This window comes from Pseudomonas sp. NPDC078700 (assembly GCF_044542375.1).
GTDB lineage: Bacteria > Pseudomonadota > Gammaproteobacteria > Pseudomonadales > Pseudomonadaceae > Aquipseudomonas.
This window is the reverse complement of the sequence record NZ_JBITUI010000003.1, coordinates 803,184-817,997: the sequence shown is the minus strand read 5'-3', so window position 1 is coordinate 817,997 and position 14,814 is coordinate 803,184. Positions and strand designations below refer to the sequence as shown.

17 protein-coding genes are annotated in these 14,814 nt (G+C 55.7%); 7 read left to right on the top strand and 10 right to left on the bottom strand.

The annotated features are described in order from the left end of the window. Window positions 1-209: 209 nt before the first annotated feature. The gene (locus ACIGCM_RS14240; RefSeq protein ID WP_397502711.1) at window positions 210-482 is read left to right on the top strand and encodes a CopG family ribbon-helix-helix protein; all 273 of its coding nucleotides are present in this window, start codon (window positions 210-212) and stop codon (window positions 480-482) included. Further along, window positions 470-763 (top strand): type II toxin-antitoxin system RelE/ParE family toxin, encoded by a 294-nt coding sequence (locus ACIGCM_RS14235; protein ID WP_397502710.1) that lies wholly within the window; start codon window positions 470-472, stop codon window positions 761-763. Before ACIGCM_RS14240 ends, ACIGCM_RS14235 begins: the two co-directional genes overlap by 13 nt. Before the next feature lie 71 nt (window positions 764-834). Here ACIGCM_RS14235 and rnt read toward each other — a convergent pair whose 3' ends face one another. Together rnt and pyrC are read right to left on the bottom strand one after the other, a co-directional pair. Then, complete coding sequence (rnt, locus tag ACIGCM_RS14230; RefSeq protein WP_397502709.1) at window positions 835-1,509, bottom strand: ribonuclease T; 675 nt, start codon at window positions 1,507-1,509, stop codon at window positions 835-837. After that, window positions 1,506-2,552: a dihydroorotase gene (gene pyrC, locus ACIGCM_RS14225; RefSeq protein WP_397502708.1), complete on the bottom strand. Its 1,047-nt coding sequence runs from the start codon at window positions 2,550-2,552 to the stop codon at window positions 1,506-1,508. The genes rnt and pyrC overlap by 4 nt, the downstream gene beginning before the upstream one ends. Window positions 2,553-2,731: 179 nt before the next feature. Between pyrC and ACIGCM_RS14220 the strand changes: the two genes are divergently transcribed. From ACIGCM_RS14220 to ACIGCM_RS14200, 5 genes are all read left to right on the top strand, one after another. Then, window positions 2,732-3,664 carry an OmpA family protein gene (locus tag ACIGCM_RS14220; RefSeq protein WP_397502743.1) on the top strand — a complete coding sequence of 311 codons (933 nt, stop codon included), beginning with the start codon at window positions 2,732-2,734 and terminating at the stop codon, window positions 3,662-3,664. A gap of 131 nt (window positions 3,665-3,795) precedes the next feature. Continuing rightward, window positions 3,796-5,013: an argininosuccinate synthase gene (locus ACIGCM_RS14215; RefSeq protein ID WP_397502707.1), complete on the top strand. Its 1,218-nt coding sequence runs from the start codon at window positions 3,796-3,798 to the stop codon at window positions 5,011-5,013. Between the two features lie 285 nt (window positions 5,014-5,298). After that, the gene (locus ACIGCM_RS14210; protein ID WP_397502706.1) at window positions 5,299-5,577 is read left to right on the top strand and encodes a hypothetical protein; all 279 of its coding nucleotides are present in this window, start codon (window positions 5,299-5,301) and stop codon (window positions 5,575-5,577) included. A 155-nt stretch (window positions 5,578-5,732) separates the two neighbouring features. Beyond that, window positions 5,733-6,125, top strand: coding sequence for a lactoylglutathione lyase (gloA, locus tag ACIGCM_RS14205; RefSeq protein ID WP_397502705.1), 393 nt, complete (start codon window positions 5,733-5,735; stop codon window positions 6,123-6,125). Between the two features lie 79 nt (window positions 6,126-6,204). Further along, window positions 6,205-7,338, top strand: a complete 1,134-nt coding sequence (locus tag ACIGCM_RS14200; RefSeq protein WP_397502704.1) for an alanine--glyoxylate aminotransferase family protein — start codon at window positions 6,205-6,207, stop codon at window positions 7,336-7,338. 130 nt (window positions 7,339-7,468) lie between these two features. On the opposite strand, the gene ACIGCM_RS14195 is transcribed toward ACIGCM_RS14200, so the two are convergent. From ACIGCM_RS14195 to rsxA, 8 genes are all read right to left on the bottom strand, one after another. Continuing rightward, a complete protein-coding gene (locus ACIGCM_RS14195; protein ID WP_087515986.1) occupies window positions 7,469-7,648 on the bottom strand; it encodes a PA3496 family putative envelope integrity protein in 180 nt (59 codons plus the stop codon). 107 nt (window positions 7,649-7,755) lie between these two features. Further along, window positions 7,756-8,394, bottom strand: coding sequence for an endonuclease III (gene nth, locus ACIGCM_RS14190; protein WP_397502703.1), 639 nt, complete (start codon window positions 8,392-8,394; stop codon window positions 7,756-7,758). Then, window positions 8,391-9,104, bottom strand: a complete 714-nt coding sequence (locus ACIGCM_RS14185; protein ID WP_397502702.1) for an electron transport complex subunit E — start codon at window positions 9,102-9,104, stop codon at window positions 8,391-8,393. Before ACIGCM_RS14185 ends, nth begins: the two co-directional genes overlap by 4 nt. Beyond that, entirely contained in the window at window positions 9,104-9,730 is a 627-nt protein-coding gene (gene rsxG, locus ACIGCM_RS14180) for an electron transport complex subunit RsxG (protein WP_397502742.1), read from the bottom strand. The genes ACIGCM_RS14185 and rsxG overlap by 1 nt, the downstream gene beginning before the upstream one ends. Window positions 9,731-9,760: 30 nt before the next feature. After that, a complete protein-coding gene (rsxD, locus tag ACIGCM_RS14175) occupies window positions 9,761-10,792 on the bottom strand; it encodes an electron transport complex subunit RsxD (RefSeq protein ID WP_397502701.1) in 1,032 nt (343 codons plus the stop codon). A gap of 3 nt (window positions 10,793-10,795) precedes the next feature. Further along, the gene (gene rsxC / locus ACIGCM_RS14170) at window positions 10,796-13,492 is read right to left on the bottom strand and encodes an electron transport complex subunit RsxC (RefSeq protein ID WP_397502700.1); all 2,697 of its coding nucleotides are present in this window, start codon (window positions 13,490-13,492) and stop codon (window positions 10,796-10,798) included. After that, a complete protein-coding gene (gene rsxB / locus ACIGCM_RS14165; RefSeq protein WP_397502699.1) occupies window positions 13,489-14,079 on the bottom strand; it encodes an electron transport complex subunit RsxB in 591 nt (196 codons plus the stop codon). The genes rsxC and rsxB overlap by 4 nt, the downstream gene beginning before the upstream one ends. Beyond that, entirely contained in the window at window positions 14,076-14,660 is a 585-nt protein-coding gene (gene rsxA / locus ACIGCM_RS14160; RefSeq protein ID WP_397502698.1) for an electron transport complex subunit RsxA, read from the bottom strand. Before rsxA ends, rsxB begins: the two co-directional genes overlap by 4 nt. Between the last annotated feature and the right edge of the window lie 154 nt (window positions 14,661-14,814).

Sequence of the window (14,814 nt, the reverse complement as noted above, 5' to 3'; positions counted from 1 at the left end):
GGGCTAGCCCCAATTGGACGCCGGATAGATTTAAGCAAGCCAACCATTTCACCCGTTAATCAGTATTGCAAAAAATGGGGTGACCATAGATTTTTATGCCTGACCGTTCGCCCAGCGATGCTTTGAACCTTATTTAGGGTATAGACAAAGCCTCAGAATGACTGATAGGTTATCTAAAGGTATTACCTTTAGATAAAGAGGGCTTGGCCATGGCCACGTCTATCAAAATTGATGAAGCGTTGAAAAAACGCATCCAGCACTTGGCAGGTTTGCGCCAGCGCTCATCCCACTGGATTATGCGTGAAGCAATAGCGCAGTACGTCGACCGTGAAGAGTCTCGCGAGCGTTTTAAACAGGAGGCTTTGTCCTCGTGGGCTGCGTATCAGGAAACCGGCTTGCACCTGACCGGCGAGGAAACGCGGTCTTGGCTCAATACGTGGGGCACTGAATCTGAGGCGAAGCTTCCTAAGTGCCACGATTAGTTATTACCGAAGCCACAGCGCAGGGGTTAGAGCGTTGTCGTCAGTTTCTTGCAGAGAAAGACCCAGTGGTCACTCGGCGAGCAGCCCAAGCCATTGAGCGACATTTCGCTCGGCTGGAACAAAGCCCGGAAGTGGGTCGACCATTTCCAGAGCTGCCGCAACTGCGTGAAATGATTATTGAATTTGGTGATTCGGGCTATGTTGCCCTTTATCGGCATGAGCCTGCCGATGACGCGGTTTACGTACTTGCCTTTCGTCATCAGAAAGAAGTGGGGTACTAAGGCTTAAGCGATGGCGGACAAGCTTCGAGCTGTCGCACCCTGCGCCGGGTGCGACATGTATCACTGGCGCTTCAGTCGTCGAAGTCTTCCCAGCCGCCCATTTCTTTCCAGCGGTTGACGATGCCGCAGAACAGTTCGGCGGTCTTCTCGGTGTCGTAACGGGCTGAATGCGCTTCGCGGCCATCAAACTCAATGCTCGCCGCCTGGCAGGCCTTGGCCAGAACCGTTTGGCCGTAAGCCAAGCCCGCCAAGGTGGCGGTATCAAAGCTTGAGAACGGGTGGAACGGGTTACGCTTCATGCCGGTACGGGCAACCGCGGCATTGAGAAAGCCCAGGTCGAAGCTGCTGTTGTGGCCGACCAGAATGGCACGCTTGCAACCGTTGGCTTTCAGTGACTTGCGCAGGCCACGGAAGATTTCTGTCAGCGCGTGCTCTTCGGTCACAGCCATGCGCAGCGGGTGATCAAGCTTGATGCCGGTGAACTCCAGTGCCGCTTGTTCGATATTGGCACCCTCAAAGGGCTCAACCCGGAAGAAGTGGGTGTGGTCAGGGTAGAGAAAACCCTGTTCATCAATCCCTACCGTTGTCGCGGCAATTTCCAGCAGGGCGTCAGTTGCGCTGTTGAAACCTCCGGTCTCAACATCTACCACCACCGGCAGATAGCCGCGAAAACGGGCGGCCATTGGATGACGTGGGCCAGACGGCGCGCTGCTCTCTAATTCATCGTCGTACTGCTCTTCGCTCATGCATTTTGCTCCAGCAGACGCCAGCGCAGGGTTTCACCCGCACGCAGGGGGATAACAGTTTGCTCGCCGAACGGCAGGCTAGCTGGCACATTCCAGTCTTCGCGAACCAGAGTGATGGTCTCGGTGTTGCGCGGCAGGCCGTAGAAGTCTGGGCCGTTGAGGCTGGCGAAGGCTTCTAGTTTGTCCAGTGCATTACGTTGCTCGAACGCTTCTGCATAAAGCTCGATTGCGGCGAATGCTGTGTAGCAACCCGCGCAGCCACAGGCAGACTCTTTGGCATGTACGGCGTGTGGCGCAGAGTCGGTGCCAAGGAAGAACTTGCGGCTGTCGCTGGTCGCGGCATCGAGCAGGGCTTCCTGGTGCACGTTGCGCTTTAGGATCGGCAGGCAATAGAAGTGCGGGCGAATACCGCCAACCAGCATATGGTTGCGGTTGTACAGCAGGTGGTGGGCAGTAATAGTCGCGCCAACGTTGGCTGGTGCGGCTTTAACGAACTCCACGGCATCACCGGTGGTGATGTGCTCGAACACTACTTTCAGGGTTGGGAAGCGTTCAACTACGCGGGTCAAATGCTCATCGATAAACTGCTTTTCGCGGTCGAAAATATCGATTTCGCTGCGAGTCACTTCGCCGTGAACCAGCAGCGGCAAACCAACCTCTGCCATGACTTCAAGGGTGGCGAAGATTTTGTCGATACTGGTTACGCCAGAGTCGGAGTTGGTGGTCGCGCCAGCCGGATATAACTTTGCTGCGTGAACAAAACCCGAGGCCTTGGCGGTGCGAACATCCTCAGGGCTGGTCTGGTCGGTGAGGTACAACACCATCAAAGGTTCGAACTGGCTGTTTGCCGGACGGACACTGAGGATGCGCTGACGATAAGCATCGGCCTCAATGGCATTGCGCACAGGCGGAACCAGGTTAGGCATGATGATCGCGCGGCCAAAAGTACGCGCAACGTCAGTCACGGTGTGCGGCAGTACGCCACCGTCACGCAGGTGAATATGCCAGTCATCAGGACGGAGCAGAGTAAGGCGGTCGATCATGGAAGCTTCCAGGCGGGTAAAACGTGGCTGGAATCCTACCGGAAAACCCCCACCAGAGCACGCCATCAGTGCGTTCAGTGCAGATAACTCTGACCAGCGTGCTTAAGTTTTCCCGTGGGCAACCGATATCAAGAGCAAACCCGTGATTACGTGTGGAGCCCATTGTGCGCCAACTACCTATTACCCCACTGTGTCTGCTCATGAGTATGAGTCTGTGCCTGCCTGCGTGGGGCATTAGCTTTCAGACGCGTCTGGAAAACGTAGAGTGGAAGGTCGAGGGCGATAAGTTTGAATGCCGGTTGTCGCAGCCCGTGGCTGATTTTGGCGTCGGGGAGTTCGTCAGAAAAGCCGGTGAACAAGCGACTTTTCGCTTGCAGACACAAGGGCTCTGGTTGAGCGCAGGTTCAGCAACCCTGCTGGCTGCGGCCGCGCCTTGGCAGCCGGGCCGCGCAGATATTAATCTGGGGCGTGTCGGCGTCAACGACAGCAACACACCCTTTAATAGTTCTCAGGTGCAAGCCGGGCGTTTGCTGGCGGGCCTGCTGGATGGTCGCAGCCCACTGGTCAAACATCTTGCAATTCAGGGCGGTGAACGCGTTGAAGTTCGCCTGTTGCCGGTCAAGTTTAAGCAGGCATACTCCGATTACCTGGCCTGTACGGCCAAGCTCTTGCCGGTCAACTTCAATCAGGTCAGGCAAAGCCGTATCGCTTTCCCCAATGGCGGGGTTGATCTGGATCCAATGGCTGAGGCCAAGCTGCAAATATTGTTGGATTTTCTCAAGTCAGACCCTGCAGTTAATCGTGTTCTGGTTGAGGGGCATTCAGACAACAGTGGCAGTCGCCTGACCAATCGCGATTTGTCGCGGCGTCGGGCCATCGCGGTAATGAGCTACCTTGAGGCTCACGGCGTACCGGCTGATCAGATCACCATGCGCTTTCACGGCGAGCGTTACCCCATAGTGCCGAATAACAGTCCGGCGAACCGGGCGAAGAACCGCCGGGTGGCGATAACTCTGGATAAAGTCCCCGAGCCTGCAGCGGATAAGGCCCCGGATGCGCCAGCACCAGCAACTACACCTGTTGCGCCAGCCGATCCGGCTGCGACCTCGTAATGGCTGTTTTAGCGGTCGCATCGGCTAAACAATTTGTCGCCTCGTCGTCTTAAGCTGTCGCGCCTCTGTAAATTGGCCGCGAGGGTCAGTAGAATGGTCGGCTTTCCGTACAACCCCATGGAGTTCATGGCATGGCCGATGTAAACAAGGTAGTCCTGGCATATTCCGGTGGCTTGGACACTTCAGTGATCCTCAAGTGGCTACAAGACACCTACAACTGTGAAGTGGTGACCTTCACTGCTGACCTCGGTCAAGGCGAAGAAGTTGAGCCAGCTCGCGCTAAAGCTCAGGCCATGGGCGTTAAAGAAATCTACATCGATGACCTGCGCGAAGAGTTTGTTCGCGATTTCGTGTTCCCGATGTTCCGTGCCAACACGGTTTACGAAGGTGAGTACCTGCTCGGTACCTCGATCGCGCGGCCGCTGATTGCCAAGCGCTTGATCGAAATCGCCAACGAAACTGGCGCAGATGCTATTTCTCACGGTGCAACCGGTAAGGGCAACGACCAGGTTCGTTTTGAGCTGGGTGCTTATGCGCTTAAGCCAGGGGTAAAAGTTATTGCGCCATGGCGTGAGTGGGACCTGATGTCCCGCGAGAAGCTTATGGATTACGCTGAAAAGCACGCCATTCCAATCGAGCGTCACGGTAAGAAAAAATCGCCGTACTCGATGGATGCCAACTTGTTGCACATCTCCTATGAAGGCGGCGTGCTGGAAGACACTTGGACCGAGCATGAAGAAGACATGTGGCGTTGGACCAAGTCGCCGGAAATGGCCCCAGACACCCCAACCTACATTGAGCTGACTTACCGTGCGGGCGACATCGTTGCCATCGACGGCAAAGAGATGACGCCTGCTACCGTGTTGGCTGAGTTGAATCGCATCGGCGGCGAGAACGGTATTGGCCGACTCGACATCGTCGAAAACCGCTTTGTCGGCATGAAGTCCCGCGGCTGCTATGAAACCCCAGGCGGCACCATCATGCTTAAGGGCCATCGTGCCATTGAGTCGATCACTCTGGACCGTGAAGTTGCTCACCTCAAAGATGAGTTGATGCCTAAATATGCCAGCCTGATCTACAACGGTTTCTGGTGGAGCCCTGAGCGCACCATGCTGCAGCAGATGATTGATGCGTCCCAGGCCAATGTAAACGGCGTGGTCCGCATGAAGCTGTATAAAGGCAACGTCATCGTTGTGGGCCGTCAGTCCGATGATTCGCTGTTCGATGCCACTATCGCCACCTTCGAAGAAGACGGCGGGGCGTACAACCAGCAAGACGCGGCTGGCTTTATCAAGCTCAATGCCTTGCGCATGCGTATCGCAGCGAACAAGGGCCGTAAACTGATCTAAGCTTAAACAGCTCTTCAGTGTTTCCCTAAAGCCTCACATAGCCTTGTCTATGTGAGGCTTTTTTATGCGCTATCGACGGGCATGGCTGTGGCTGTCCGTGCTACGGACTACCTCGCCAGATAGGGTGGGTGACGCTTTTTTCACCCACCGATTAATGCGCTGATATCCATGTCTCGCTATGCATATTGGAGCATTGCCAAGTTTGGTCCTGGTGAGCAAGTTGCGCGTTGCTACACCCTCTGAATTGTATGGATGGCGCTTTTTCCATCCGAAGGAGTATTAACCATGCATAAATTATTGGTCGGCCTGTGCATCGGCCTGTTTTGCTTGAATGTGCAGGCTGGCGTCATTGACCCGGACTGCACCGCTGAAAAAGCCGCTAAGAGCGCTGCCATGAAAGCCACAGTGGGCGTTGGTGGGCGCTGCGACGCAAAAGAGGCCGCCTCTGACAGCATGGGGTTGGACGACAAAAAAGACAAAGTGGGCGATGCCAAAGACAACGTCTCTGATAAAAAAGACAAGGCACACGATTCGGGTCGTAAAGCGGTTAAAAAAGCGCTTTAACCCCGCAGCCTGAGTGCATGTGGATCGGCATTCTGGCATCTTGTCAGCCTCAAGACTGGCCAGATTCTGTTAGGACGCTCACAATGGGTGTTCTCTGATAAGGCCGCTGAAGCGGCCTTTGCATTTGCCATAACGACTCTATTGGAGCCTTTATCATGCGCTTGCTGCATACCATGCTACGCGTTGGCGATATGGATAAATCCATCGCTTTTTACACTGAAGTGCTGGGTATGACCCTGCTGCGCCGCAAAGACTATCCGGACGGTAAATTTACCCTGGCCTTTGTTGGCTACGGCGATGAAGCGCACAACTCGGTGCTTGAGTTGACGCAAAACTGGGGCACAGAAAGCTACGATCTCGGCAACGCCTATGGCCACATTGCCCTGGAAGTTGAAGACGTTTACAAAGCCTGTGATGACATTCGTTCCAGGGGCGGGAAAATCACTCGCGAACCCGGCCCGATGATGCACGGCACCAGTATCCTCGCCTTTGTTGAAGACCCCGACGGTTATAAGATTGAACTCTTGTCGCCCTCGCGTAACGACTGACTCGTCTTGCTCAACCTATTGTGCTGCAATCCAGCCAATCCACTGAGCATTTCACTGCCACTGTTTACAAGGTATTCCTATGCATAATCCAGTCTCAGCCGTCGACCCAGAAGGCCTGCTTGAATATTCGGTGGTTTATACCGACCGTTCGCTGAACCACATGTCGCAGTCCTTCCAGCTGGTTATGAATGACATTTCGCGCACCCTCAAGCAGGTTTATAACGCTCACGCAGTGGCTGTGGTCCCTGGCAGCGGTACCTTCGGCATGGAGGCCGTCGCTCGCCAGTTTGCGGGCGATAAAAAGTGCCTGATCGTGCGTAACGGCTGGTTTAGCTACCGTTGGACGCAGATTCTTGAAATGGGCAAGATCGCCGCGCACAGCACGGTGCTTAAAGCCCGTCCGGTCAGCAGCGAACGGCAAGCGCCTTTTGCACCTGCGCCGATTGAAGAAGTGGTTGCCGCCATTCACCAGGAAAAACCTGACGTGGTGTTTGCCCCGCACGTTGAAACGTCTTCAGGGATTATCCTGCCGGACGCCTATATGCGTGCCATTGGCGACGCTGTGCACGCGGTGGGCGGTATTTTTGTGCTCGACTGCATCGCCTCAGGCACGCTCTGGGTGGATATGCAGGCCAATGCTGTGGACATCCTGATCAGCGCGCCTCAGAAGGGCTGGAGTGGCTCACCCTGCTGTGCATTGGTGATGTTCAGTGAACTGGCTCGCGAACGTATTGAAAGCACTGAAAGCAGCAGCTTTGCCTGTGACCTGAAAAAATGGCTGCAAATCATGGGGGCTTACGAGCAGGGCGGCCATGCCTATCATGCGACCATGCCAAGTGACTCGCTGGTGCGCTTTAGCCAGGTCATGAAAGAGACCGAGCAGTATGGTTTTGATCTGGTGCGCAACGAGCAGCAAGAGCTTGGTGACAAAGTTCGTGCGTTGCTGGCCGACAAAGGCTTTAAAAGTGTTGCGGCTGCAGGATTTGAAGCGCCGGGCGTAGTGGTTTGCTACACCGATGATGCGGAAATCAAAAGCGGTAAGAAGTTTGCTGCACAAGGCTTGCAGATCGCCTCAGGCGTGCCGCTGATGTGTGACGAACCCGCAGATTTCCAAACCTTCCGCTTAGGTTTGTTCGGTCTGGATAAGCTGAACAACGTTGAACGCACGGTCAATACGCTGGCAGATGCCTTGGACAAGGTGCTGTCTGAGTAAAGACTCGCGTGGCGGGTGAGGGTAAAACAATGCAATAGCGCTGGTCTGGGACCGCGCTATTGCGTTTCAACCTGCTCAGTCATTGCCGCTGCTTTTGGTGGGCAGGACAGGCTGCTAGGCAGGGCAGTGCTTATAAATCGAAATCGTACTCAGACAGCTGTTTGTTCAGGCGGCGTTCGTCGAGAAAATTATCAATGATTCGGCGCTTGGTCAGGTTGGTTTTTGCCACCTCAACCGGTGCATCGCCATCATCGCTATCGTCTGCGGCAAAGTCGTCGTCGATGTCCAGATCTTCTTTGTCAGTGCTCATATCTTCCACTCCCGGCTGCGTTAGCCATTTGCGCACCTTATAACGGCAAAATCGCAGCGGGTAAAAAAGATTTTTTCAATCAGGTGGATAGAAAAGTCACTGCAAAATCAATCGTCAGAGGTTTTCTGCTTGAATTCACACAAATCTTCGATGCGGCAACTGCCACAGCGCGGCTTGCGCGCCTGACATACGTAGCGCCCGTGGAGGATCATCCAGTGGTGCGCATCGAGTAAAAAATCTTTCGGCACAAACTTCAGCAGCTTCTTTTCCACCTCAAGCACGTTCTTGCCTGGGGCAACGCCAGTGCGGTTACTGAAGCGAAAAATGTGGGTGTCGACCGCCATGGTGAACTGCCTGAACGCGGTGTTTAGCACCACATTGGCCGTTTTACGGCCGACTCCCGGCAACGCCTCAAGTGCTTCACGGGTTTGCGGTACTTCGCTGTTATGCAACTCGACCAGCATACGGCAGGTTTCGATGACGTTTTTCGCCTTGCTTGGGTACAAGCCGATGGTCTTCACGTACTCACACAGGCCATCGTAGCCTAAGGCATAAATCGCTTCCGGGGTGTTGGCAACAGGGTAGAGCTTGGCTGTGGCCTTGTTGACCCCTACGTCGGTGGCTTGAGCCGACAAAATCACTGCAATCAGCAGTTCAAAAGGTGTGCTGTAGGCCAGTTCGGTTTTGGGCTCAGGATTGTCTTCATGCAGACGGCGGAAGATTTCGTAGCGTTTAGCCGCGTTCACTCAATGACTCCTGTTACTCGAACTCGGCGACTTTGCACCACCGCCTCCGGTTGTTTGGCCTTGGCGCGTTCAGCCAGCACCGAGTCGATTCGGTTTTTCCCGGCAATCAACAAACCGAGGACGATAAAGGCACCCGGCGGCAAAATGGCGAGTAAGAAGCCTTGGTAATCGCTGAACACTGTAATCTGCCAATTGGCCGCTGCTGGGCCAAACAGCAACTGCATATTGGCAAATAAAATGCCGGTGCCAAGCAGTTCGCGAATGGCACCGATGGCGACCAGCACCGCAGCAAAGCCCAAGCCCATCATCAAACCATCGTAAGCGGCGCGGCCCGGATCGTTTTTTGCGGCAAAGGCGTCAGCGCGGCCAAGAATCACGCAGTTGGTGGTGATCAGCGGGATAAAAATACCGAGAATCTGGTACAGCTCGTAGGTATATGCCTGCATCAATAACTCGATGCAGGTGGTCAGCGCAGCGATGATCATCACAAAGGCTGGCAAGCGCACAGCGGTATTTACCACGCCACGCACCAGCGATACAGCCGTGTTGGAGCAGATCAACACCAAGGCGCTGGCCAAGGCCAAGCCCAAGGCATTTACAGTGGAGTTACTGGTGCCCAGCAGTGGGCATAGACCGAGCAATTGCACCAGCCCCGGATTATTCTTCCACAGGCCGTTCAAGGTGATTTCGCGGTAGCTGGGGCTGGCCATCAGTTGGACTCCTGCTGCACGGTGCGCTGGCTGGCAAACAATTGTTGCTGGTGAGCATCGAAATACTGCAAGGCTTTATGCACCGCCTTGACCACGGCACGAGGCGTGATGGTCGCGCCAGCGAATTGGTCGAAAACACCACGGTCTTTCTTTACGGCCCAGCCATTATCATCTGGGTTGTTGAGCGACTTACCGTTAAAACCGAGAATCCAGTTGCTCTTGCTCAGGTCAATGCGGTCGCCCAGTCCCGGCGTTTCGCGGTGATTGAGGGCGCGTACACCGGCCAAGGTGCCATTGGCGTTAATCCCGATCAGCAAATGAATCGCACCACTGTAGCCATCGGGTGCGGTGGCTTTGAGGATGATTGCGCTCGGTTGGCCATTCTTCAGGGCGATATAAGCATCTTGTGGCGTTTTAACCCCAAGCAACTTCGGGTCAAATACCTGGACGACATTATCCAGCAGGTGATTGTCGTAACTGCTGCTGGGTAATATTTCTGCCAGTGCGCGGACTTGAGCCTCGCGCTGCGAAGTTTCTATACGCGCTGCAGTACCCAATTGAGTCAGCGCTACTGTACCGACTGTGACCACGGCGAAGAGCCCCAGCACCAAGCTGTTTTTGATCATCGAGCGACTGATTTCAGGCAAGGCCACTGGTTATTCTCCGAGCTTAAAGCCACGGGTGGGCTTGCTGTGACCATAGGTGCGTGGTCGTGTGTAGTAGTCGATGGTTGGGGCTGCGAGATTCATCAGCAATACGCCGAACGCGACGCCATCCGGGTAGCCGCCCCAAGCGCGGATCACGTAGACCAGCACACCTACTCCGATACCGAATAGCAAACGTCCCAGGTTACTGGTCGCACCGGAAACCGGGTCAGTGACAATGAAAAATGCGCCGAGCATGGTTGCGCCGCTCAGGAGGTGAAACAACGGTGAGCCGTGGGAGTCCGAGCCGCTACCGTTCCAGAACACCAAGCTCATTATCGCCAGGGCCGCGAGCATGCCGACGGGGGCATGCCAGGTAAATAAGCGTTTGCGCAGCAGGTAAATACCGCCGAGCAGGAAGGCAATGTTGACCACTTCTGCGCCAGCACCGCCGAAGCGCCCAAAGGCTGGGCTTTGTGCCCAGAGTTCTTCGATGGTCAGGCTTTTATTGATTTTCAGGGCATCCAGCGCTGTCGCTTGCGACCAGCCGTCAGGCAAGTTGGCGATGCCGAAAATCTGCTGGAAGGCATCCAGTGGGCCAATCATGTGCGGCGCGGGCCAAGTGGTCATTTCAACTGGAAACGAAACCAGCACCACCACATAACCGACCATTGCCGGATTAAATGGGTTTTGTCCAAGGCCACCATAGAGTTGTTTGCCAAAACTGATAGCAAAACCTGTAGCGATCAGTGTGAGCCACCAAGGCGCGTAAGGCGGCAGTGCCAGTGCCAGCAGCACTGCCGTCACCAGTGCACTGTAATCCTTCAGGAAGAAGCCTACAGGGCGCTTGCGCAGGGTAAGAATCAGCGCTTCAAACCCTAATGCGCAAGCACTGGCCCAGATCAGGTTAATCAGGGTGCCAAAGCCAAATAGCCAAGTCAGTGCGATAACCCCGGGCACGGTCGCCAGCAATACGTGCAGCATGACCTGCTGAGTACGATTGCTGCCCTTGGCGTGGGGCGATGTGATGCGGGGCAAGGCCATTGGCTATGGGGTCTCTGTTGATGTTGAGTCTGTGGTTTGATGGGCAGCCAGGGCTTGCTCGGCCGCACTGAGGCGTGAGCGGGCGGCCTCAAGGGCTGTGGCCTCGGCGGCTTCATCACGCTCCAGCTTACGCAGGTCGGCGCGAGCGAAAGCAACTTCGGTTTTCAGTGCGCGGCTGGCTTCATCAATCGGCCGTTTATCGGTGCGCTGCAACTGCGGTGCTGGCTTGTTGGATGCCTCTTCCGCTGCGTGTAGAGCCTGTTCCGCCGCTATTAACGCCGTTTTCAATCGGTCTAGCTCAGCCACATCGGCTTCGGCTTTTTCAGCCTTTTTAAATGCGGCACGGGCCATGGCCAATTCAATTTTGGCTTTTTTAAGCGGATCCACTGCGCTTGGCTCCGTGGCTGCTGGTGCTGCTGTTTGCAAGCTGACGAGCAGTTTCTCGGCCGTTTCAAGCTGGCTGCGCAATTGCTGCAATTCGGTTGTTTGCTCGGCAGTAGGCGCTTCGGTTTTTTCCAGCTTGCGCAACTGTGCGCGGAGCATGGCAGCGTCGATCTTGGCTTTTTTCAGCTCGGCGTCGTTGCTCGCTGTAGCGGGCTGCGCAGAGGCAACGGGCGTCTGCAAGCTAACGAGAAGCTTTTCAGCGGCTTCAAGCTGGCTGCGCAGTTGCTGCAATTCGGTTGTTTGCTCTGTGGTTGGTGCTTCGATTTTTTCCAGCTTGCGCAACTGTGCGCGGAGCATGGCAGCGTCGATCTTGGCTTTTTTCAGTTCGGTGTCGTTGCTGGCTGTAGCGGGCTGCGTGGAGGCAACGGGCGTCTGCAAGCTGGCGAGAAGCTTTTCAGCGGCTTCAAGCTGGCTGCGCAATTGCTGCAGTTCGGATGTTTGCTCTGTGGTTGGTGCTTCGATTTTTTCCAGCTTGCGCAACTGTGCGCGCAGCATGGCAGCGTCGATCTTGGCTTTTTTCAGTTCGGCGTCGTTGCTCGCAGGGGCGCTTGCGCTGGCCGCAGGCTCGGCGGCTAGACCTGCATCCAACGCTTTTTGTGCTGTTTCGGCGGCGCTGCGTAACTCGCTGACTTGTGTGTGCAGTTCTGGGGTGTCGTGAGTGGCCAGTTGCTTTTCGGCTTTTTTCAGCGCGACTTGGGCCATGCTCGCTTGAATCTTTAGCTTCTTCAATTCATCGCTTAAGCCGCTGGCTTTGGGCGCAACCACACTGCTAGCCGCTTCGGCAGCCGGCGCATTGGCTTGGGCGGCCTTGGCGAGTGCGGCGCGCTCAAGGCGGGCTTTGCGCTCGGCTTCTTTCTTCTCTTCCGCGAGGCGCAAGCGCTCCTGGCGTAATTCAAAGCGCTGTTTGGATTGTTCAGCCTTGAGTTGTTTTTGCTCAAGGTCACGGATCTCGCCTTTGGCGGCGCGGTAGTACTGGACCAAGGGAATACTTGAGGGGCAAACATAGGCACAGGCACCGCATTCGATGCAGTCAAACAGATTATGTGCCTTGAGTTGCTCATGGTCTTGGCCGAGAGCGAAGAAGTGCAGCTGCTGCGGTAATAGGCTGGCCGGGCAGACTTCTGCGCACTCGCCGCAACGAATGCAGGGCATCGCTTGAGTCGGGGCTGGCAGCTCAGCAGCGCTGGATGCCAGTAAGCAATTGGTGGTTTTAATCACCGGCACATCAGTGTTGGGTAGGGTAAAGCCCATCATTGGGCCGCCCATAATCAAGCGATTCAGTGCGTGTTCGTCCAGACCGGCAAAGCTGAGTAACTCGCTGACGGCTGTGCCCAATAGCGCTTCAACGTTCATCGGCCGCGCCAGTGCTTCACCGGTAAGTGTGGTTATGCGCGATATCAGCGGTTTGCCGAGTACCACTGCGTTGTGCAAGGCGACGGCGGTGCCAACGTTTTGGCAGAGCATACCGATGTCTGCAGGCAGGCCACCGCTAGGCACCTCAACCCCGGTGAGAATCTGGATGAGTTGCTTCTCGCCGCCTGACGGGTACTTGGTGGGGAAGACACAGACTTGATAAGGTCGCTCGCCAACCGCTTGCTTAACCGCAGCGATGGCTTCGGGCTTGTTGTCTTCGATGCCGATCAACACCTGTTCGGGGTTAATCAGGTGGGCGAGGATTTCGATGCCAGAAACCAGTTCGCTTGCATACTCACGCATCAGCATGTCATCGGCGGTGATGTAGGGCTCGCACTCGGTGCCGTTGATAACCAGCGTATGGATTTTCTGCGTGGGCCGCGCTGTCAGTTTTACCGCTGTGGGGAAACCTGCGCCGCCCATACCACTGATACCGGCCTGGCGAATCAAGTCCAGCAGCGCGCTCAGCTCAAGCGCTCGGTAATCGGAACAGGGCTGCAGTTCACACCATTGATCCTTGCCGTCGCTGTCAATAACGATTGCCGGCGCGAGCATGCCAGACACATGGGGATAGGGCTGCGGGCCAATAAAGCTGATGGTGCCAGAAGTGGGGGCATGCACGGGTACGCTGACAAAACCGTTGGCCTTGGCGATTAGCTGGCCCTTGAGCACCGAATCGCCAACCGCAACCACCGGCTCGGCTGGTACACCGATGTGCTGGTTAAGCGGCAGTACCAAGCGCGCAGGCAATGGCGCTTGCTGGATCGGACGTTGGTTGGAGAGGTCTTTGCACTCGGGTGGATGAATGCCGCCCGGAATGTCCCAGATTTGCATCAAGCTCATGCCGCTTCGCCTTTGTGACTGCCGGCACGGTCAGTGGCGATCAATTGGCCGGGTGCAAGTGGCTGTTGCCATTTCCAGGTCTGCACGCTGCTGGCCACTTCGATCATATCGATGCAATCGACCGGGCAGGGCTCCACGCAGAGGTCGCAGCCGGTGCATTCAGACACAATCACGGTATGCATCTGCTTAGCCGCGCCGACAATCGCATCCACTGGGCAGGCTTGAATGCACTTGGTGCAGCCGATGCACTCGGCCTCACGGATGTAGGCGACCATTTGCGGCTTTTCACCTTCCACGGCATCCAGCGGTTCAGGCTCGACATCGAGCAGGTCAGCCAGTGCCTGAATGGTTGCCTCGCCACCCGGCGGGCATTTATTGATCTTGTCGCCGCCAGCAATGGCTTCGGCGTAGGGTTTGCAGCCGGGGTAACCACACTGGCCGCATTGGGTTTGTGGCAGCAGGGCGTTGACCTGCTCGGCAATGGGGTCGCCTTCGACCTTAAAACGCACGGCGGCATAACCCAGGATTGCACCACAGACCAAGCACAGGGCCAGCAGCGCGAGTACTGCGCTGATAACCAGGCTCATAACTTGATCAACCCGGTGAAGCCCATAAACGCCAAGGACATCAAGCCCGCGGTGATCATGCCGATGGCTGCGCCTTCGAATGACTTGGGCACATCAGCAATGGCAATCCGTTCACGCATGGCGGCAAACAACACCAGCACCAAGGAGAAACCGAGACCCGCACCAAAACCGTTGGCGGTCGCAGTGATAAAGGTGAATTCGCTTTTATTGGCGTTGAGCAGAGCGACACCCAGCACGATGCAGTTGGTGGTGATCAGCGGCAGGAAAATACCCAGCACGCGATAGAGCAGCGGGCTGGTCTTGTTGACCACCATCTCGGTGAACTGCACCACAACGGCGATCACCAGAATAAAGCTGATGGTGCGCAGAAACTCGATATCCAGCGGCTTGAGCACATATTGCTGGACCAAATAGCTGCACATGGCGGCCAGGGTCAAAACAAAGGTGGTGGCCAAGGACAAGCCAATCGCTGTTTCGATTTTCTTCGACACACCCATAAATGGGCATAGGCCAAGAAACTGCACCAACACAAAGTTGTTGACCAGGATGGCGCTAACCAGAATGAGTGCGAGTTCGGTCATTGCGGGTACCGTTTGGACGGGCAAAGGCCGTATAAAAAGGCTGTCTATTATCGGTGACAGGTGCAGCGCAGACAAGCCAGCATTGGTTGGGGTGTTATTTGGCTATAAGTCTAGCAGCGCCAGTGGCGGGTGCTGGCAGGCGTTACTGCGCCCG